15 protein-coding genes and 2 pseudogenes are annotated in these 16,939 nt (G+C 36.3%); 5 read left to right on the top strand and 12 right to left on the bottom strand.

From position 1 onward, the window contains the following. Positions 1 to 87: 87 nt before the first annotated feature. Together QNJ66_RS14755 and gatA are read right to left on the bottom strand one after the other, a co-directional pair. The gene (locus QNJ66_RS14755; protein WP_300508191.1) at positions 88 to 975 is read right to left on the bottom strand and encodes an alpha/beta fold hydrolase; all 888 of its coding nucleotides are present in this window, start codon (positions 973 to 975) and stop codon (positions 88 to 90) included. Between the two features lie 46 nt (positions 976 to 1,021). Further along, the gene (gene gatA, locus QNJ66_RS14750) at positions 1,022 to 2,470 is read right to left on the bottom strand and encodes an Asp-tRNA(Asn)/Glu-tRNA(Gln) amidotransferase subunit GatA (protein WP_300508189.1); all 1,449 of its coding nucleotides are present in this window, start codon (positions 2,468 to 2,470) and stop codon (positions 1,022 to 1,024) included. A 98-nt stretch (positions 2,471 to 2,568) separates the two neighbouring features. On the opposite strand from gatA, the pseudogene QNJ66_RS14745 reads away from it, so the two are divergent. Then, positions 2,569 to 3,498, top strand: a pseudogene (locus QNJ66_RS14745) (Rpn family recombination-promoting nuclease/putative transposase). Between the two features lie 34 nt (positions 3,499 to 3,532). Next, a pseudogene (locus tag QNJ66_RS14740) lies at positions 3,533 to 4,352 on the top strand (Rpn family recombination-promoting nuclease/putative transposase). 184 nt (positions 4,353 to 4,536) lie between these two features. Here the strand turns inward: QNJ66_RS14740 and QNJ66_RS14735 are convergent. Continuing rightward, positions 4,537 to 5,145: a PEP-CTERM sorting domain-containing protein gene (locus tag QNJ66_RS14735; RefSeq protein ID WP_300508188.1), complete on the bottom strand. Its 609-nt coding sequence runs from the start codon at positions 5,143 to 5,145 to the stop codon at positions 4,537 to 4,539. 332 nt (positions 5,146 to 5,477) lie between these two features. Between QNJ66_RS14735 and QNJ66_RS14730 the strand changes: the two genes are divergently transcribed. Further along, positions 5,478 to 5,786: a hypothetical protein gene (locus tag QNJ66_RS14730; RefSeq protein ID WP_300508187.1), complete on the top strand. Its 309-nt coding sequence runs from the start codon at positions 5,478 to 5,480 to the stop codon at positions 5,784 to 5,786. Further along, positions 5,783 to 5,920, top strand: coding sequence for a hypothetical protein (locus QNJ66_RS14725; RefSeq protein ID WP_300508185.1), 138 nt, complete (start codon positions 5,783 to 5,785; stop codon positions 5,918 to 5,920). Before QNJ66_RS14730 ends, QNJ66_RS14725 begins: the two co-directional genes overlap by 4 nt. 294 nt (positions 5,921 to 6,214) lie before the next feature. Here the strand turns inward: QNJ66_RS14725 and QNJ66_RS14720 are convergent, their stop codons facing one another. The 9 genes from QNJ66_RS14720 to QNJ66_RS14685 all read right to left on the bottom strand — a co-directional run bounded on the left by QNJ66_RS14720 (position 6,215) and on the right by QNJ66_RS14685 (position 15,449). Next, a complete protein-coding gene (locus QNJ66_RS14720) occupies positions 6,215 to 8,011 on the bottom strand; it encodes an ABC transporter ATP-binding protein (RefSeq protein ID WP_300508183.1) in 1,797 nt (598 codons plus the stop codon). A gap of 159 nt (positions 8,012 to 8,170) precedes the next feature. Further along, positions 8,171 to 8,296, bottom strand: a complete 126-nt coding sequence (locus tag QNJ66_RS26215) for a hypothetical protein (protein WP_366146289.1) — start codon at positions 8,294 to 8,296, stop codon at positions 8,171 to 8,173. Positions 8,297 to 8,343: 47 nt separating this feature from the next. Further along, the gene (locus QNJ66_RS14715) at positions 8,344 to 10,020 is read right to left on the bottom strand and encodes a family 10 glycosylhydrolase (protein ID WP_300508181.1); all 1,677 of its coding nucleotides are present in this window, start codon (positions 10,018 to 10,020) and stop codon (positions 8,344 to 8,346) included. Between the two features lie 497 nt (positions 10,021 to 10,517). After that, a complete protein-coding gene (locus QNJ66_RS14710; RefSeq protein WP_300508179.1) occupies positions 10,518 to 11,198 on the bottom strand; it encodes a HEAT repeat domain-containing protein in 681 nt (226 codons plus the stop codon). A gap of 15 nt (positions 11,199 to 11,213) precedes the next feature. After that, the gene (locus QNJ66_RS14705) at positions 11,214 to 12,509 is read right to left on the bottom strand and encodes a VWA-like domain-containing protein (protein ID WP_300508178.1); all 1,296 of its coding nucleotides are present in this window, start codon (positions 12,507 to 12,509) and stop codon (positions 11,214 to 11,216) included. Positions 12,510 to 12,600: 91 nt separating this feature from the next. Beyond that, a complete protein-coding gene (locus QNJ66_RS14700) occupies positions 12,601 to 12,936 on the bottom strand; it encodes a hypothetical protein (protein WP_300508176.1) in 336 nt (111 codons plus the stop codon). Continuing rightward, positions 12,929 to 13,291, bottom strand: coding sequence for a hypothetical protein (locus QNJ66_RS14695; RefSeq protein WP_300508174.1), 363 nt, complete (start codon positions 13,289 to 13,291; stop codon positions 12,929 to 12,931). The genes QNJ66_RS14700 and QNJ66_RS14695 overlap by 8 nt, the downstream gene beginning before the upstream one ends. Next, positions 13,284 to 14,357 carry a HEAT repeat domain-containing protein gene (locus tag QNJ66_RS14690; RefSeq protein WP_300508172.1) on the bottom strand — a complete coding sequence of 358 codons (1,074 nt, stop codon included), beginning with the start codon at positions 14,355 to 14,357 and terminating at the stop codon, positions 13,284 to 13,286. Before QNJ66_RS14690 ends, QNJ66_RS14695 begins: the two co-directional genes overlap by 8 nt. A 66-nt stretch (positions 14,358 to 14,423) precedes the next feature. Further along, entirely contained in the window at positions 14,424 to 15,449 is a 1,026-nt protein-coding gene (locus QNJ66_RS14685; protein WP_300508170.1) for a MoxR family ATPase, read from the bottom strand. Between the two features lie 382 nt (positions 15,450 to 15,831). Here QNJ66_RS14685 and psbA point away from each other — a divergent pair, with 382 nt between their 5' ends. Next, positions 15,832 to 16,902: a photosystem II q(b) protein gene (gene psbA / locus QNJ66_RS14680; RefSeq protein ID WP_300508168.1), complete on the top strand. Its 1,071-nt coding sequence runs from the start codon at positions 15,832 to 15,834 to the stop codon at positions 16,900 to 16,902. Positions 16,903 to 16,939 lie beyond the last annotated feature (37 nt).

Genomic DNA, 16,939 nt, shown 5'->3' with positions numbered 1-16,939 from the left:
ATTTCTATAAAACTCCATATTATAATTAGAAAGTTACAGAGATTTCTCTTTCCTCGGAATGATAGTTTGAAGACATAAAAAGTAAAACTAGAAAGCTAACTTTGTCTGATTTTGAGTCACTAATTTTTCAAATTCTTGTAAACCTTTGATGTATATTTCAGGGGCTATCGCACTAATATTAACGTGATCAGCACCTTCAACTAGGATAAGTTTTTTGGGAACATTAGCTGTTTTAAAAAGGGTTTCACTCATGGTATGTGGAACAGTGCGATCGCTAGTTCCATGAATCAACAGTAAAGGAACTTTTAATGAGGATAATTTTCCTAAAGAATCAAAGCGTTGATGTAACAATAATTTGCCAGGAAATAGTTGATAAATTAACCCTGAATAATTAATCATATCCATCATAGAAGTAAAGGTATTTTCAACAATAACACCGGCTGCGTCTGGTTGACGAACTGCTAAATCAATGGCTACTGCCCCACCCAAAGAATGACCATAAATAAAGATATTTTGCGGTTTAATTTGACGTTCTTCGGTTAAATAATCCCATGCTATTTGAGAATCACGGTATATTTCTGCCTCTCTGGGAAATTGACCTTTACTGAGGCCATAACCTCGATAATCAATAATCAGAATAGAATATCCCTGATCATAATAGGTTTGAACTGTGCTTAAATTGTAGCTAACATTGCCACCAATACCGTGTAAATATAATAAGACTTTTTCTGGATAAGTATTAGGGTTAATCCACCAACCATGTACTTTTTCTATGTTGCCTTGAGGAGTCGTAACCGGTAACCAGACATCTTCATAAGACATTCCTAACTCATTAGGAGTTGTATTTATGGAGAAAGAAGGTTTTAGAATCAGTCGATTTTGACCCCAAATCAAAGCAACACAAAGAGATAGATAGGCTATCACTCCTACACCAACACCAGTTAGTAATCCTTTCAAAAGAAGGTTATTTAACATTCAGGGATTATCCTCAATTTTTGCACATTAATATATTCTATTCACCTTACTTTAAAGGAGGTAATTGATTGTGCCAATTTGTAGACTGTTCATAAGCATAAGCTACTTGAAATAGTTTCCCTTCTTCCAGAACATTACCGATTAATTGTAAGCCAATGGGTAGATTTTGCTCATCGAACCCACAAGGAATACTCATCCCTGGTAAACCAGCTAAATTAACTGGAATAGTCATTAAATCAGACAGATACATACTCAAGGGGTCAGATGTTTTTTCCCCTGCTTTAAATGCGGTTGTAGGAGAGGTAGGACAAACTAATACATCAACCTTCTCAAACCCTGCATCAAAATCTTGTTTAATTAAGGTGCGAACTTTTTGCGCTTTCAGATAATAAGCGTCATAATAACCGGCGGATAAGGTATAAGTTCCGATCATAATGCGTCGTTTCACCTCATTTCCAAATCCTTTGGCCCGAGTTTTGGTGTACATATCGATGAGGGTATCTGCATCTTCACGAATACCGTATTTTACTGCGTCGTAACGGGCTAAATTTGAGGATGCTTCTGAGGGGGCGATGATATAGTATGCAGGCAAACCATAACGGAAACGGGGACAGGAAATATTAACTACCTTTGCCCCTAACGTTTTCAGATGGGCGATCGCTTCTTGAACGGTTTTAGCCACCACAGGATCTAATCCTTCCCCAAAGGTTTCATCAATCACTCCCACGGTTAACCCTTCTAAAGAGGGTTTGAGGAATTGGGTATAGTCGGGTATGGGTGTGTTAATGCTGGTGGAATCTTTGGCATCGTAACCTGCGATCGCCCCTAATAAGATGGCTGCGTCTTCTACGTTGCGGGAAAAGGGTCCAATTTGATCCAGAGAAGAGGCATAAGCTACCAACCCATAGCGAGACACCAAACCATAGGTGGGTTTTAGCCCCACTACGCCACATAAAGAGGCTGGTTGACGGATCGAACCCCCTGTATCAGAACCGAGGGAGACAACGCATTCTGAGGCGGCTACGGCTGCGGCTGATCCCCCGGATGATCCCCCTGGAACCCTGGAAAGATCCCAAGGGTTAGCGGTGACTTGATAACCGGAGTTTTCGGTGGAACTACCCATAGCAAACTCATCCAGGTTGGTTTTGCCCACCATGACGGCCCCTGCATCTTTTAATTTTTGGGTGACGGTGGATTCGTAGGGAGGGACAAAATCAGCTAAAATTTGCGACCCACAGGTTGTTTTAATGCCTGTGGTACACATATTATCTTTGATGCCGATGGGAATACCAGCTAACAGGCCAATTTCTTCGTTATTGGCGATTTTGGCATCGACTTTTTTGGCGGTTTCCAGGGCGTGATCGGCGGTAACTTGTAGGAAACTTTTAACTTGTTTATCGACTGCGTTGATTCTTTCTAAGGCTTCTGTGGTAATCTCAACGGCAGATCGTTCTTTGTTGACTAATTGTTGATGGAGTTCGCGGATAGATGTCATAGTCTATTTTTTTCAATGAAGGGAGGGGATGCGCTACACGCCCACCAATTAAAAATAGTAACATTTTGACGCATCAGGATTAAACGTAAAATAGAGGCATGAAAACAGATACTATATTTTATCGTCTCTTTCAATCTTTTCCGTCTATCTTCTTTGAACTAATTCAACTTCCTGCAACGGAAGCAAATAACTATTATTTTGACTCAGTAGAGGTTAAGCAGTTATCTTTCCGCATTGACGGGGTATTTCTACCGCAAAATAATAATCCTCATGTACCGATTTATTTCTGTGAGGTACAGTTTCAAAAGGATAATGACTTTTATGGTCGCTTTTTTGCAGAAATATTCATGTATTTGAGTAAAACCGATTTAACGAATGATTGGCGTGGTGTAATTATCTATCCTAGTCGTCGAGTGGAAACGGATAACATCGAACGCTATCGAGATATAGCAGTCGCCAAAGCTATTAGGACATTTTTCTGTTCCCTGTTCCCTGTTCCCTGTTCCCTTAAAATATAATTTATGTGTCCTAACTAGCCTGTCTATTGCTATATGTTAAGTTCTGGTAAGGTGACTCGCCTTTATTTGGATGAATTAGAAAACCTTAATCAAATTTCAATTGGTTTAGCAACAGTACAGTTAATCACTTTACCTGAAACAGAAGCTATTGATACTACTCGTCAACTTATTCAACGAGTCAGAAATGAGTTAACGTCAGACCAAAAGCCCGAAGAACTTTTACAATTAATAGAAACGGTTCTTGTTTATAAATTACCCCGTTTAACTCGTAGGGAGGTAGAAGCAATGTTTAGTTTAGATGAATTAAAGCAAACTCGATATTTTCAGGATGTTCTTGAGGAAGGCCGTGAAGAAGGTCGTCAAGAAGGTCGCGATGAGGGAAGACTTGACAAAGCATTAGAAACTGTCCCTCGTTTATTAGCATTAGAGTTAACGGTTGAACAGGTTGCCGAAGCTTTACAGTTAGACATTGAACAGGTTAGAAATATACAAAAAAAGGAAGGGCTTTAAACCTTACTCACACCTATAAAGGTACAATGAAAGCATGAAAACAGATACCATCTTTTATCCTATCTTTCAATCTTTTCCGTCTATTTTCTTTGAACTGATTCAACTTCCTGCAACGGAAGCAAATAACTATTGTTTCGAGTCGGTTTGTTTTAACTCCCTAGAGGTTAAGCAGTTATCTTTTCGCATTGACGGGATATTTCTACCGCAAAATAATAATCCTCATGTACCGATTTACTTTTGTGAGGTACAGTTTCAAAAGGATGATGACTTTTATGGTCGCTTTTTTGCGGAAATATTCTCATATCTCAGTCAAACCGAGTTAACCAATGATTGGCGTGGTGTAATCATCTATCCTAACCGTCGAGTGGACACAGATAATATTGAACACTATCGAGATATGTTAACTTCTGGTAGGGTGACTCGCCTTTATTTGGATGAACTAGAAAACCTTAATCAAAGTTCAATTGGTTTAGCAACTGTACAGTTAATTACTTTACCTGAAGCAGAAGCTATTGATCTTACCCGTCAACTGATTCAAAGAGTCAGAAACGAGTTAACGCCAGACCAAAAGCCTGAAGAACTTTTACAATTAATAGAGACAATTCTTGTTTATAAATTACCCCGTTTAACCCGTAGGGAGGTAGAAGCGATGTTTAGTTTAGTTTAGATGAATTAAAGTAAACTCGGTATTTTCAGGATGTTCTTGAAGAAGGCCGCGAGGAGGGAATACTTGAGAATAAACTAGAAACTGTCCCTCGTTTATTAGCATTGGGGTTAACAGTTGAACAGGTAGCTGAAACCTACAGTTAGACATTGAAAAGGTTAGGAATATACAAAAAAAAGAAGGGGTTTAAACCTTCCTCACACCGAAATTTATGTTTTATTTAAACTCCGTAGTTAACGACGGGGTTTTATTTAACCTGAGTTCGATATAAGTAGATTTGTAGAAAACTGACTCAAATCAGAAATATCAAACCCTCATTCTCTCGTTTAAAAAATCATAACTCCGAACTCCGAACTCCGCACTCCGAACTAACGTTATTTGCGTTTGCGAGCTAATGCACCCATAGAACCGAAAGCTAATAAGCCTAAAATCGTTCCAGGTTCAGGAGTAGATGCAGACGGTACAGGTTGAAATAAACGAAACTCTTGTCCATTTGACCAAGTAATTGTCTGTGGTGTCGTGTCTATCCCTAAATCGGCAATAGTTCCAGCGTAAGTAGCGGTGGCAACAAAGTCAGAAGGGATAGGAGAAGATGCACGACTATAAATATTCCCTAACTGTCCATCCAGGTTAATAAAAGGATTACTAGAACTTAAGTCGAAAGCGGATGATTCAACTGAACCAGTTCCAAAGGAAAATGTTGGAATAATGAAAGCAGGTCCATCTAAAGGAATAAAAGTATCTGTGGCTCCAGAATAGGTAATACTACCAGATGAAGGAGTGATAGAAGTATCTACGATAGAAGTCACAAAGTCTGGAGTTAACCCAGATGTAGTAAAGTCGATACCAGTTAGAGTAACAGTGGTATTTCCCCCATCTTCAGTTACGTTAAAAAAAAGTGCTGCTTGAGCAGAGTTACTGATCAAAAGGGAGGTAGCAGAGACACCCAAAACAGTCAGTGCGGTTAAAGTGGTTTTGTTCATATTCGTTTCAGGCAAAATAAAGCAATTTACCAGGTTTTTATCCTTTATTTATTACTGAAAAAGAATAAACGCCCTTATTCTACCCCCCCCTCAAAATTTGTCAAGAAAACGCTTATTTTTTATCAATATAAGCAGAATAAACCCATCAGCGAGAGATTCCCAGGTTTAAGCAATTATTCACAGGGCAAAATATTAAATTAATCTGTCATTATTAAGATTTTGCTGAATTATGAGGTAGTAATTTCATCTTTCTAAGCTTTCCCTTGTATCATAATGATTAATATTCCTTTGCTCATAGCTTAAAATGATCCTTAACATTAAAAGAGGTAATAATGAAACAAAAAATCAATATCCTAATCGAAAAAGATGAATCAGGTTACATTGCTTACTGTTCAGAAATTGAAGGGTATAAAGTAACCGCTAAATCATTAGATATTGTCGTTAATAATCTTAAAACAACTATTGCAAACTATTTAGAAGAATCTGCTACCACTTCAGATCAAGAGACAGATAAACCAATTTGGGAAATTGCTCAAAATTTGATGGAAGACTTGACAGAAGATGAAAAATCAGAACTTCCTAAAGATGGTGCAGAACAACATGACCACTATATTTATGGAACACCGAAAATAAATTCATGAGACTTGTTTTTGCTGATACTTTTTACTGGGTTGCTTTAATTAACCCTCAAGATGATTGGTATGAGAGAGTGATTCAAGTGAGTCAATCCTTGACTCAAACTCGATTAATCACAACAGAAGAAATTTTGGGATAAGTTCTAGCTTTTTATTCAAAATCTGGTTATCAATTAAGGCAAAAAACAGTCACTTTTGTCCAAAGTATTCTCACCCATCATCAAATTCAAGTCATCGAACAAAGTCATCAATCTTTTTGTTTAGGATTTGCCCTATATCAACAACGTTTAGATAAGGGATATAGTTTGACTGATTGTATTTCTATGAATACGATGAAACGATTAGAAATTACAGAAGTTTTGAGTCATGATAAACATTTTACTCAAGAAGGTTTTCTGATTTTATTTCCATAATTTCTTATCGTTTTCCGTTGCTTAATATTCACTGATAACCCCAGTTTGTACTTGCCACAACCCTGCATAAATACCTTGCTTTTCTAATAGTTGTTCATGGGTTCCTTGTTCAACAATTTTGCCAAATTCCATAACATAAATACAGTCAGAATGACGAATAGTCGATAAACGATGGGCGATCGCAATAGTAGTTCTTTGGGCAGTAATTTTTTCTAAGGAACGAGCGATCGCAGCTTCGGTTTCGTTGTCTACTGCTGAGGTTGCTTCGTCTAAAATTAAGATAGGTGGATCTTTTAAAATTGCTCTAGCAATGGCAATTCTTTGTCTTTGTCCTCCAGATAATTTCTGTCCCCTTTCTCCTACAATAGTATCGTATCCTTGGGGTAATTGTTCTATAAATTCATGTGCTTCTGCTATCTTAGCAGCTTCTATTATTTCTCGATAGCTGGTATCATTATTTCCATAAGCAATGTTTTCTTTAACGGTTCCATGAAATAGAAACACATCTTGACTAACTAAGCCGATCACTTTTCGTAAATCTCCTAAATATATATCCTGAATATTGATATCATCTAAAGTCATTTGACCGTGATTAATTTCGTATAATCTGAGTAATAATTTCACCAATGTACTTTTTCCTGAACCTGTAGAACCCACAACACCTATGCGATGACCAGCAGGGATTTCTAAGGATAAGTTTTTGATAATAGGATAACCTTCCTGATAGGCAAAAGTAACATTGTCAAGATTGATTTTTCCTTGGACTGTTCCTATGGGTAACGCAATAGTTCCAGAATGAATAGTTAAAGGAGTATCTAATAACTTCATCACCCGATTAGTAGAAGCCATTGAACGTTGATATAGGTCTAAAGTTTGTCCTAATTTAGTTAATGGCCATAGTAAACGTTGAGTCATAAACACCAAAACGCTATAAGTTCCCACTGCTAATTTACCCTCAACTACTTCCATGCCACCGTATAATAAAATAGCAGTAAATCCTGCTAAAATAACCATGCGAATGAGAGGAACAAAAGCAGAACTGAAGATGATCGCCTTTTGATTACTCTTTCTATAACCTTGACTATCTTCCCGTAATCTTTCTAATTCATAAGCCTCTGTTGTAAAACTTTTAATGGTAGTAATTCCGCTTAAATTAGTGGACAAACGACTATTTAATAAGCCTACTTTTTCCCTAACATCTGCATAACGAGGGGCTAATAATTTTTGAAAGGTAATGGAACCCCACAAAATAAAAGGAATGGGTAACATAGCCATCCATGCAGTTCCTGGGGTAACTATAAAGAAGGCAATTCCAATAATAATAACTGTGGTCGCAACCTGTAATATTTCGTTGGCACCTACATCTAAAAAACGCTCAAGTTGATTAATATCATCATTTAAGATAGATAAAAGTAGACCTGTATTTCTTTCTTCAAAATAGGCTAACTCTAATTGTTGTAAATGACCATAGGCTTCTAGTCTTAAATCGTGTTGAATATTTTGAGCTAAATTACGCCATAATTGTTCATAAGTATATTGAAATAATGATTCTAATCCCCAGACTAAAGCAGAGAGAAATGTTAGAATGAGTAATTGAGAAAAAACATCTTTAAACCCTAACTGTGCAATTAAAGAATCTTGTTGTTTAACCACAACATCAACAGCAGCACCAATTAATACAGGAGGGGCTAAATCAAAGATTTTATTTATAATAGAACAGGCAACAGCTTGCCAAATAAGAGGACGGTAAGCTTTTCCATATTGAAAAAGCCGTTGCATGGGATGTTGATTTGTTTTTATTTTCTTCATTTTTGACATAATTATTAATTCTAAAAGAATGTTTATAAACAAAATATGATTATTATTTATATTAATTGGGATAGCATTAAGTTATTTTAAAGTAACTATGCTACTGGAAAATTAACAGTTAGAATTATAACACAGAAACTCATTTAATCTCTGAGAGACTCAATTAAACTATTTAATACGAATAGCAATACATAGGGTTTGACCTAACAGTTTTGTGGATAAATTAATCTGAATAATATTTACTAATACTTTAGGATACAGTTGATAGTTATCAAAAGATTTTTGATTATTAATTAATAATAATTTAGTTTATTATCGAGATTATAAAAAATCAACATTTTTTAAGGTCTATAGGGTTTCATCTCTTCTACAAGAGGCATATTTTCTGGTGTTTGATAGGGTGTAAAATTTTCATCAAAGGGAACTTTTCCTGATGGTCGAGAAGGAGTAATATTTTCAATTTCTGGCATATTTTCTATGGTTTCATTTGGGGTAGCTGTTTCTACAGGAATAATAATTTGTTGTGGTGGTTTAGGGATATTTGTTTCTACTGGAGGCTTGTTTTCTGGTCGTTGATTAGGGATATTATTTTCTACAGGAATAATGATTTCTTGTTGTTGGTTAGGGATATTATTTTCTACAGGAATGATAAGTTCTTGTTGTTGAGCAGGAAGAGCATTTTCCATGACCTCTGGAACTTCATTATAGGGATCAAAGTTATTATATTGCTGAGTTGGATAGGGTTTAAAATCATCAACTCTAGTTGTATTTTCTGGTATTTCTGGTATTTCTATTATTTGTGGTTTTGGTAAAGTGGGACGTTTAATAGTTTGTAATTTTCGTTCTGCTGGATAAGGAAATAAAGCTAAAAATTGCTCTTGTCTCTTTATTTTAGATTCTGGTGCATAATTCCACAAACTATCATAAAAGAAGAAAGAAACCCCTAAACCATTTTGTTTCGCTGCTAAGACTTTTTCCTCTATAAACTCCATTTCAATTTGTCGATTCCTTAACCCGGTTAAAATACCAATACCTGTCGGAATTTTTCGTCTAGTTTCTTTTATTTCTGGTTTTTCTACCTGTCTAATAAAAGTTTCTAAATCTGGGCGATAAACTTGCACAATTATCTCATCAACCAGATCCTTTTTGACCCAGTTAAACCAATCTTGTAAATGACCCTGATAAGCCGTATCATAAGGGTTAGGTGAAACAGAAAAAATAGCATTACTTTTCTTCGCTTTTATGGCTTTATTTAGTCGAGAAACATAGGACGTTAATTTATCAGCCCGCCATTTTAACCAAGCTGGATCTTCTGGGTTAGCAGGAGGATTTTTTTTCGTTTCTTGTTTATACAAATTAACTGTATATGGATCGTAACCTAACTCACTGGGTAAGCTTAAATGATCATCAAATTGAATCCCATCTACATCGTATAAGTCCATTACTTCTAATACTAAAGAAGTAATAAATTCTTGGACTTCGGGACGAAATGGGTTCAACCATACTACTCGACCGGCTGCACTGATGGTGGTTTGGGTTCCATCTCGTTTCTGAGTCAACCATCTAGCGTATTTTTTGGCTAATTCTGAACTGGGTGGGGCCATAAACCCAAACTCAAACCAGGGCAGGACTAATAAACCTTTAGCGTGTGCTTTGTCGATTAAATCTGTCAAGGGATCTTGCCCTTGAAAACCCCGATGAACAAAGGGTTGTATTCCTTTTTTTTCTGCGATCGCACTAGGATAAAGCGCATAACCGGAATTCCAAACCACCGGATACACTGTATTGAAATTGAGACGAGATAATTCGGCGATCGCTTCTTCTAGTTTGGGTTTATCAAGTAAAGTATCAGTGTCATTTGTAGTTAACCAAACCCCACGAATCTCTGTTTTAGGAGGAGAAAAGGCAAATAAAGGGTGACTGAGTAATATGGTACTGAAAAATGTGGCTAAAAAGAGTTGTAAAAAGCGAGATTTTAAAAGCGATCGCCAACTTTTGCTAAAAATAGACCATCTCATAACGTAATAAATTAAGTGTGTGTAGAATTATTCTATAGTTTAGCGATTGCTCCACGTACTTGTTGTGGTTGTGGTTTTTCGTCATTGAATTAGACCCTAAATTTACGTTTGTGGCAGGGCAATCGCATTAAAATCTGAGATCCGTGATCCAGTAAAGATTTTAGAGTTCCAGTACAAATGAACAGCGATCGCGCTTACCTCTATGCAGTCAGCATGAGCAAAAATTAAATGCGATTGCCGTGACGTTTGTAGAAGTTGCGGTATGCCACTATATAGATTGTATTATCAGTTGTCTCTATGCATCCCCGTATGCCAGAATTCACTCCCACATAAACTATCTCATCAACATATTTGGGAGAATGTTCAACTATAAATTGGAGTAAGTTAAGAGGGGTATTAGGATTATTAGCTATTTTCAGCACTAATTCTTTAAGTTCAAAAAGATCATTACTCCTGAAATGACAAACCTGATAGCATTCCTCAATAGGTTTAGATAATTATAATAAAGATAAGAAACCTTTATTATGTTTTAGCTGATTCACTGATTTTTGTAATAAGCTAACGGGGGTATTATCATCTGTCAACACTCGATAGACAAAATAAATAGATGTGGTATCGCAAACCAATGGGTCATAGTCATAGGCTAATATTTCTAACAAACTAACAGGAATATTAGGATTTTTTACTACTTCTAAACGAACGTTAGAATCAGAATCACGAGCTAATATTTCTAACAAACTAACAGGAATATTAGGATTTTTTACTACTTCTAAACGAACGTTAGAATCAGAATCACGAGCTAATATTTTTAAGAGTTTAACGGGTGTAGTTCTATTACAAGCTAACTTTTTCTTAAAGGTATTTTCATATAAAAAAGGATTATTATCTTCTAGTAACCAAAGATCAACAATGGGATTTTTGACTAATTGTTGAGGATATAGACTACCTAATTCGATTAAAATTTCTGTTGGTGTACTAGGATTACGAACAATAGCTTTAAGGATATCTTCGTTTTTATTTATTGCTAATTTCGTGAAAGTTTCTGGTGAAGTATTAACATTTTCAGCAACTAAAGCAGCTAAATGTGGAACATCCGCTAACTCATCTAATCTTTCGGGGTGAGTATTTTCGTTAAGTGCTTCTTCTTCTTGTTCTAAGGCTAAATATTTTTCATTCATAGCAATATTAGATAGTTAATTAATATATAGTTTAACAGATTCACCAAAGGGAATTTTATTTAAGTTTAATCCTCCTGAAGTAACTACCCAAAGAGTCGGTAATAATGGTTCTTCTTCGGGGAAAGTTCCATAACCATCGGTTAAATAAACACAGACTCCTTCCAAGTTAGGATCTCGATCTTTTTCTACTTTTTCAAAAAAAGGAATAAAAGAGGTTCCTCCTCCTCCTTCTGGTTTAGGAATATTTTCATCTAAGGTAAGAGAATGGGGTCCATAAACATCAGCATCTGCATAATATAATTGACATTTTACATGAGGATATGACCCCAAAATTCCCACAACTTCGCTTAAAAATAATTGTAATTCTTGATTCCCAATAGAACCACTGGTGTCCACACAAACAAAGACTTGAACCGATTCACCTGCTACAGTATCTAGATATAAACCTCGACTAACAAAACGGCGATCATAACCTTGAAAATCGTTAGGAGTTTGTACTAAATATCGCCATAAATAACTACGCCAGTCGATTTGAGATTGGGATATTTCTTCTAACTGTCTGATAATTCCTGCTGGGAATTTTCCTTGATTACTTGTTCTTTGAATTACCGCAGCTTGTTGCATGGCATTTTTCCAATGGGATGCCAATTTTTGTTTTTGTACTTCACTTAAACTATCAAATAGATTAGTTTTTGAATGCTTATTATCCTTATTTTTCTGAGATGAGCTATTATTTTTCTCTTCTTTTTTTTGAGTATTGTGAGTATTGTCTGAAGCCTTTTTATCTTTATCTTTATTTTTATCTTGCTCTGCTTCTGAATTGTGAGAAATACTTGAACTATTTCCCTGACAGTCTTTAGGAGGTTGGGATAATAAATCAGGGTTGCATAATTTTAAGGGAGGAGATTCTTTAAGTAATAAATCATAGATTTCTTCAACGCTCATTTTTTCCCATTCTGGTTTACGAATTCCTCCTTCTGGTAATTCAAATAACCCTTGTTCAAAGATTAACCCATTAACCACAATATCGGCTGCAATATTCCATAATTTAGCTTCTCTCTGCCCCTTTCTAGTAATATGTAGTAAAGCAGCATGGAGTAGTTCATGTAATAGTAATCCATCTTGTTGAGGTTTGGATAAAGATAATAGAAAATCGGGATTAAAATAGACATCTTTTCCATCGGTTGCAGCAGTAGAGATAGAAGAAGATGGTCTATAATTAGCAAAGAGAGAAAGAGTAGCAAAGAAAGGTGATTTCATGCGAACTCGAAGGCGAGAAGCACTGATAATTTTGTCGATGTTTTCAGTCATTTGAGTTGATTTTGGAGGTGCAGTTTCTTACTGATTTTTAGGCAAAGATTGGCTTATATATAAAATAATTACTATGATGAATTGGTGTTTTTTAACTAACAGCTACACTACATTGATTGTAAGAATATAAAGGATTATCATCTTCTAGTAACCAAAGATCAATAATTGAATTTTTGACTAATTCTTGAGGTAATTTAACACCTAATTTGATTAAAATTTCTGTTGGTGTACTAGGATTACTAACAAGAGTTTTCAGAATATTCTCATTAGCATTTTCTGCTAACTGTGTTAAAGTTTCTGGAGAACAATTAACATTTTGGGCAACTAAATGTGCTAATTCCGAAATATCAGCTAATTCCTCTAATCTTTTAAGGGAAGTGTTTTCGTCAATAGTTTCTTGTTGTAGGGTCAAAAGGTCATTATTCATATGAATTATCCTTACGATATTTTAGTTGGTTTCTAGTAGTATAACTAACATAATCAACAGAATCGGTAGCTAATTGTTCTAATGAAATAACAATGGGATTTTTGACTAATTCTTCAGGAAATTTATCACCTAATTTGATTAAAATTTTTGTTGCTGTACTAGGATGGACAACAAGAGCTTTCAGAATATTCTCACTGGAATTTTCTGCTAACTGTGTTAAAGTTTTTGGAGAACTATTCACATTTTGAGCAACTAAATGAGCCACTTCTGGAATATTAGCTAATTCCTCTAATCTTTTAGGGGAAGTGTTTTCATTGATTGCTTCTTGTTGTAGGTTTAAAAGGTTATTATTCATGTGAATTATCCTTACGATATTTTAGTTTTTTTCTAGCAGTCGACCGAAGAGAAGCATCAGAATCAGTGGTTAATTTTTCTAATAAATAAATAGGAATGTTCTCATTAGAAGTTATACCACGACGAACAACTACATCAAAATCGTTGGCTAATTGCTCTAATAAATTAATAGGAGTCTTTGGATTTGCAGCTACATTACGACGAACAGATTTCTTATCATCAGTGGCTAATTGTTGCAGTAAACTAAGAGGAATCTTCGGATTTTCAGCTACACAACACCGAACAACTACATCAGCATCTCTGGCTAATTGTTCTAGTAAAATAATAGAAGTATTAGGATTTTTAGCTACATTACAACGAACACCATAGTTAAAGTCAGTAGCTAATTTTTCTAATAAAGTAACAGGAGTATTGGTATTTTTAGCTACATTATAACGAACCAATAGATGAGAATCTTCGGCTAATTGTTGTAGTAAATTAACAGAAACATTCTGATGCAAAGCTACATAACAACGAATACCAGAATCAGAATCAGTGGCTAACTTCTCTAATACACTAATAGGAGTATTCTGATGGTAAGATACTCGAAGACGAACATTGGCATCAGAATCGGTAGCTAACTTCTCTAATATACTAGCAGGAGTATTGCTATTTTTAGCTACATCAATCCGAACTTGAGAATCAGGAAATTGAGCTAATAGTTTTAATAAGTTAATGGGTGTATTCGGATTGATAGCTAACTTTGCTGTTAATTGATTGTCAAAATATAAAGGATTTTCATCTTCTAGTAACCAAAGATCAATAATGGGATTTTTGACTAATTCTTGAGGAAATTTAGCACCTAATTCTATTAAAATTTCTGTTGGGGTGCTAGGATTACTAACAACAGCTTTCAGAATATTATCACTAGCATTTTTTGTTAATTTTATCAAAGTTTCTGAAGGACAATTAACATTTTGAGCAACTAAATGTGCCAATTCCGACATATCAGCTAGTTCCTCTAATCTTTCAGGGGAAGTGTTTTCATTAATAGCTTCTTGTTGTAAATTTAAAATATTTTCATTCATAATTCCAGCAATGTTAATATTATTAACCAAGGGCTTAATACCATTAAGTCCCTACGGATTTTGCTATTAGGACACTCCCATTAATTCTTTATAGTCTTGGAAGAATTCCTTAAATTTAGAATCTTTTTGGATTAACTGGGCTAATTTTCCGACCTGTCCTTTAGCCCTCATTTGACCAATTAAATCACTTGAGTATATTTGTACCCATTCCGCAGTAGCTTTATCGGTTAACCAGCGAAACCCATTGTAAGCTTGATTAACATCTTTTGCCCTCACGGTTAAACCAATGGTAGTGGCATAGCGCACAGAGGGTTCAGAGGAAAAAGGAACATGATGACCATTTCCGTCTAATATTTCATTGAGGTCCGGTAAATTTTCATATAAATTAACAAAGGCGTTAAACTCTGCTGTTGCTCCTTCCCCTACTGCCGAGGCAATATCTAAGTTAACCTGATGGAGATAATTGGCCATTTCCCAAGAACGAGGAGAAGGCCAAGCGGCATTTTGAGGGTCAAGATAGTGTAATAGATTGGTTCGATAGGATAAAAAGGCAAGAATCTGTTCATGAAAGCTATTTAATAACGCATAAGCCTTAAAACTATCAAAATCTACCTCTACATTCAAATGTAAAAAACGATTTGCCAAAGGAGAGGGCATAGCAAACACCGAAGCCCGATCTTCTTTGCGGTTTCCGGCCGCCCAGATAAACCAACCCTCCGGCACTTTATAGGCCCCCACTTGTCTATCTAAAATCAACTGTTGCGCTACCCCTTGCATGGCCGGAGGTGCCATATTAAGTTCATCTAAGAAGAGAATACCTTTCCCTTCTCTGGGTAAAAACTCCGGAGGATACCAAGTAGAAAGTCCTTGGGGAGAGTTGTCCGTTTCTGCAATGGCAACGGGTAAACCCCTTAAGTCTGTGGGGGCAAGCTGACTTAAACGTAAGTCAATAAACTCTAGTTGATTTTCCCTGGCAACTTGCGCAACGATACTAGACTTACCAATACCAGGCGCACCCCAAATCATTGTACTGATATACAGGTTATGGGTGACGAGGTTTTGTAGATAGGTTTTTAGGGCTGTAGGGGTCATTTTACGGTTTGCTTAATGAGAAAAATTATATTTTTGGGAAGTAATCAGAAGATAAAAGCAGAAAATAAGAGTTAAGAATAGATTGTGATATTTTTTAACAATTAATAGCTTTAAAGTCGAATATTTTACCGAAATATTAAATATTATAAATTTTCACTCCCTAATATCACCCTACCCCGATTCGGTGTAATTCAGCTAATACCACAGAAGATTTTAACAATCATTAACCTTACTTATACTTATAATAAGTAAATCTTTCGTTACACCCCTTTACAAACCGTTACAGGTTCGTTAATATAGATTCATACATACAAACGGCAAACGCCTTCGGGCAAAAAAGCCAACCTTCGTACCTTGAAAAACGAATAGGAATTATACCAAAATGACTACCACCTTACAACAACGCGAGAGCGTTTCCGTATGGGAACAGTTTTGTCAGTGGGTGACCAGCACCAACAACCGCATCTATGTAGGTTGGTTCGGTACTTTAATGATCCCCACCCTCTTAACTGCTACCACCTGCTTCATCATCGCCTTCATCGCTGCTCCTCCCGTTGACATCGACGGTATTCGTGAGCCTGTAGCTGGTTCTTTACTCTATGGAAACAATATCGTTTCCGGTGCAGTAGTTCCTTCTTCCAATGCGATTGGTCTTCACTTCTACCCCATCTGGGAAGCTGCTTCTTTAGATGAGTGGCTTTACAACGGCGGTCCTTACCAGTTAGTAATCTTCCACTTCTTAATTGGAGTATTTTGCTACATGGGTCGTCAGTGGGAACTTTCCTACCGTTTAGGAATGCGTCCTTGGATCTGTGTTGCATACTCTGCACCTGTATCCGCTGCTACCGCAGTATTCTTAATCTACCCCATCGGACAAGGTTCTTTCTCTGATGGAATGCCTTTAGGAATCTCTGGAACCTTCAACTTCATGTTCGTGTTCCAAGCTGAGCACAACATCTTAATGCACCCCTTCCACATGTTGGGTGTTGCTGGTGTATTCGGTGGATCTTTATTCTCCGCTATGCACGGTTCCTTAGTAACCTCTTCTTTAGTTCGTGAAACCACCGAAGTTGAATCTCAAAACTACGGTTACAAATTCGGACAAGAAGAAGAAACCTACAACATCGTAGCTGCTCACGGTTACTTCGGTCGCTTAATCTTCCAATACGCTTCCTTCAACAACAGCCGTGCTTTACACTTCTTCTTAGGTGCATGGCCTGTAATCGGAATCTGGTTCACCGCAATGGGTGTATCCACCATGGCGTTCAACTTAAACGGTTTCAACTTCAACCAGTCTATCCTTGATTCTCAAGGCCGTGTAATCGGAACCTGGGCTGATGTATTAAACCGTGCAGGAATCGGAATGGAAGTAATGCACGAGCGTAACGCTCACAACTTCCCCTTAGACTTAGCTTCTGCTGAGCCTGTATCTGCTCCTGTAATCAATGGTTAATTCCTTGATAAAAATTAAATATTAACAAAAAAGCACT

Origin of the sequence: Crocosphaera sp. (genome assembly GCF_030064895.1) — a bacterium.
Lineage (GTDB): Bacteria > Cyanobacteriota > Cyanobacteriia > Cyanobacteriales > Microcystaceae > Crocosphaera.
This window is presented reverse-complemented; position numbering and strand designations above follow the sequence as displayed.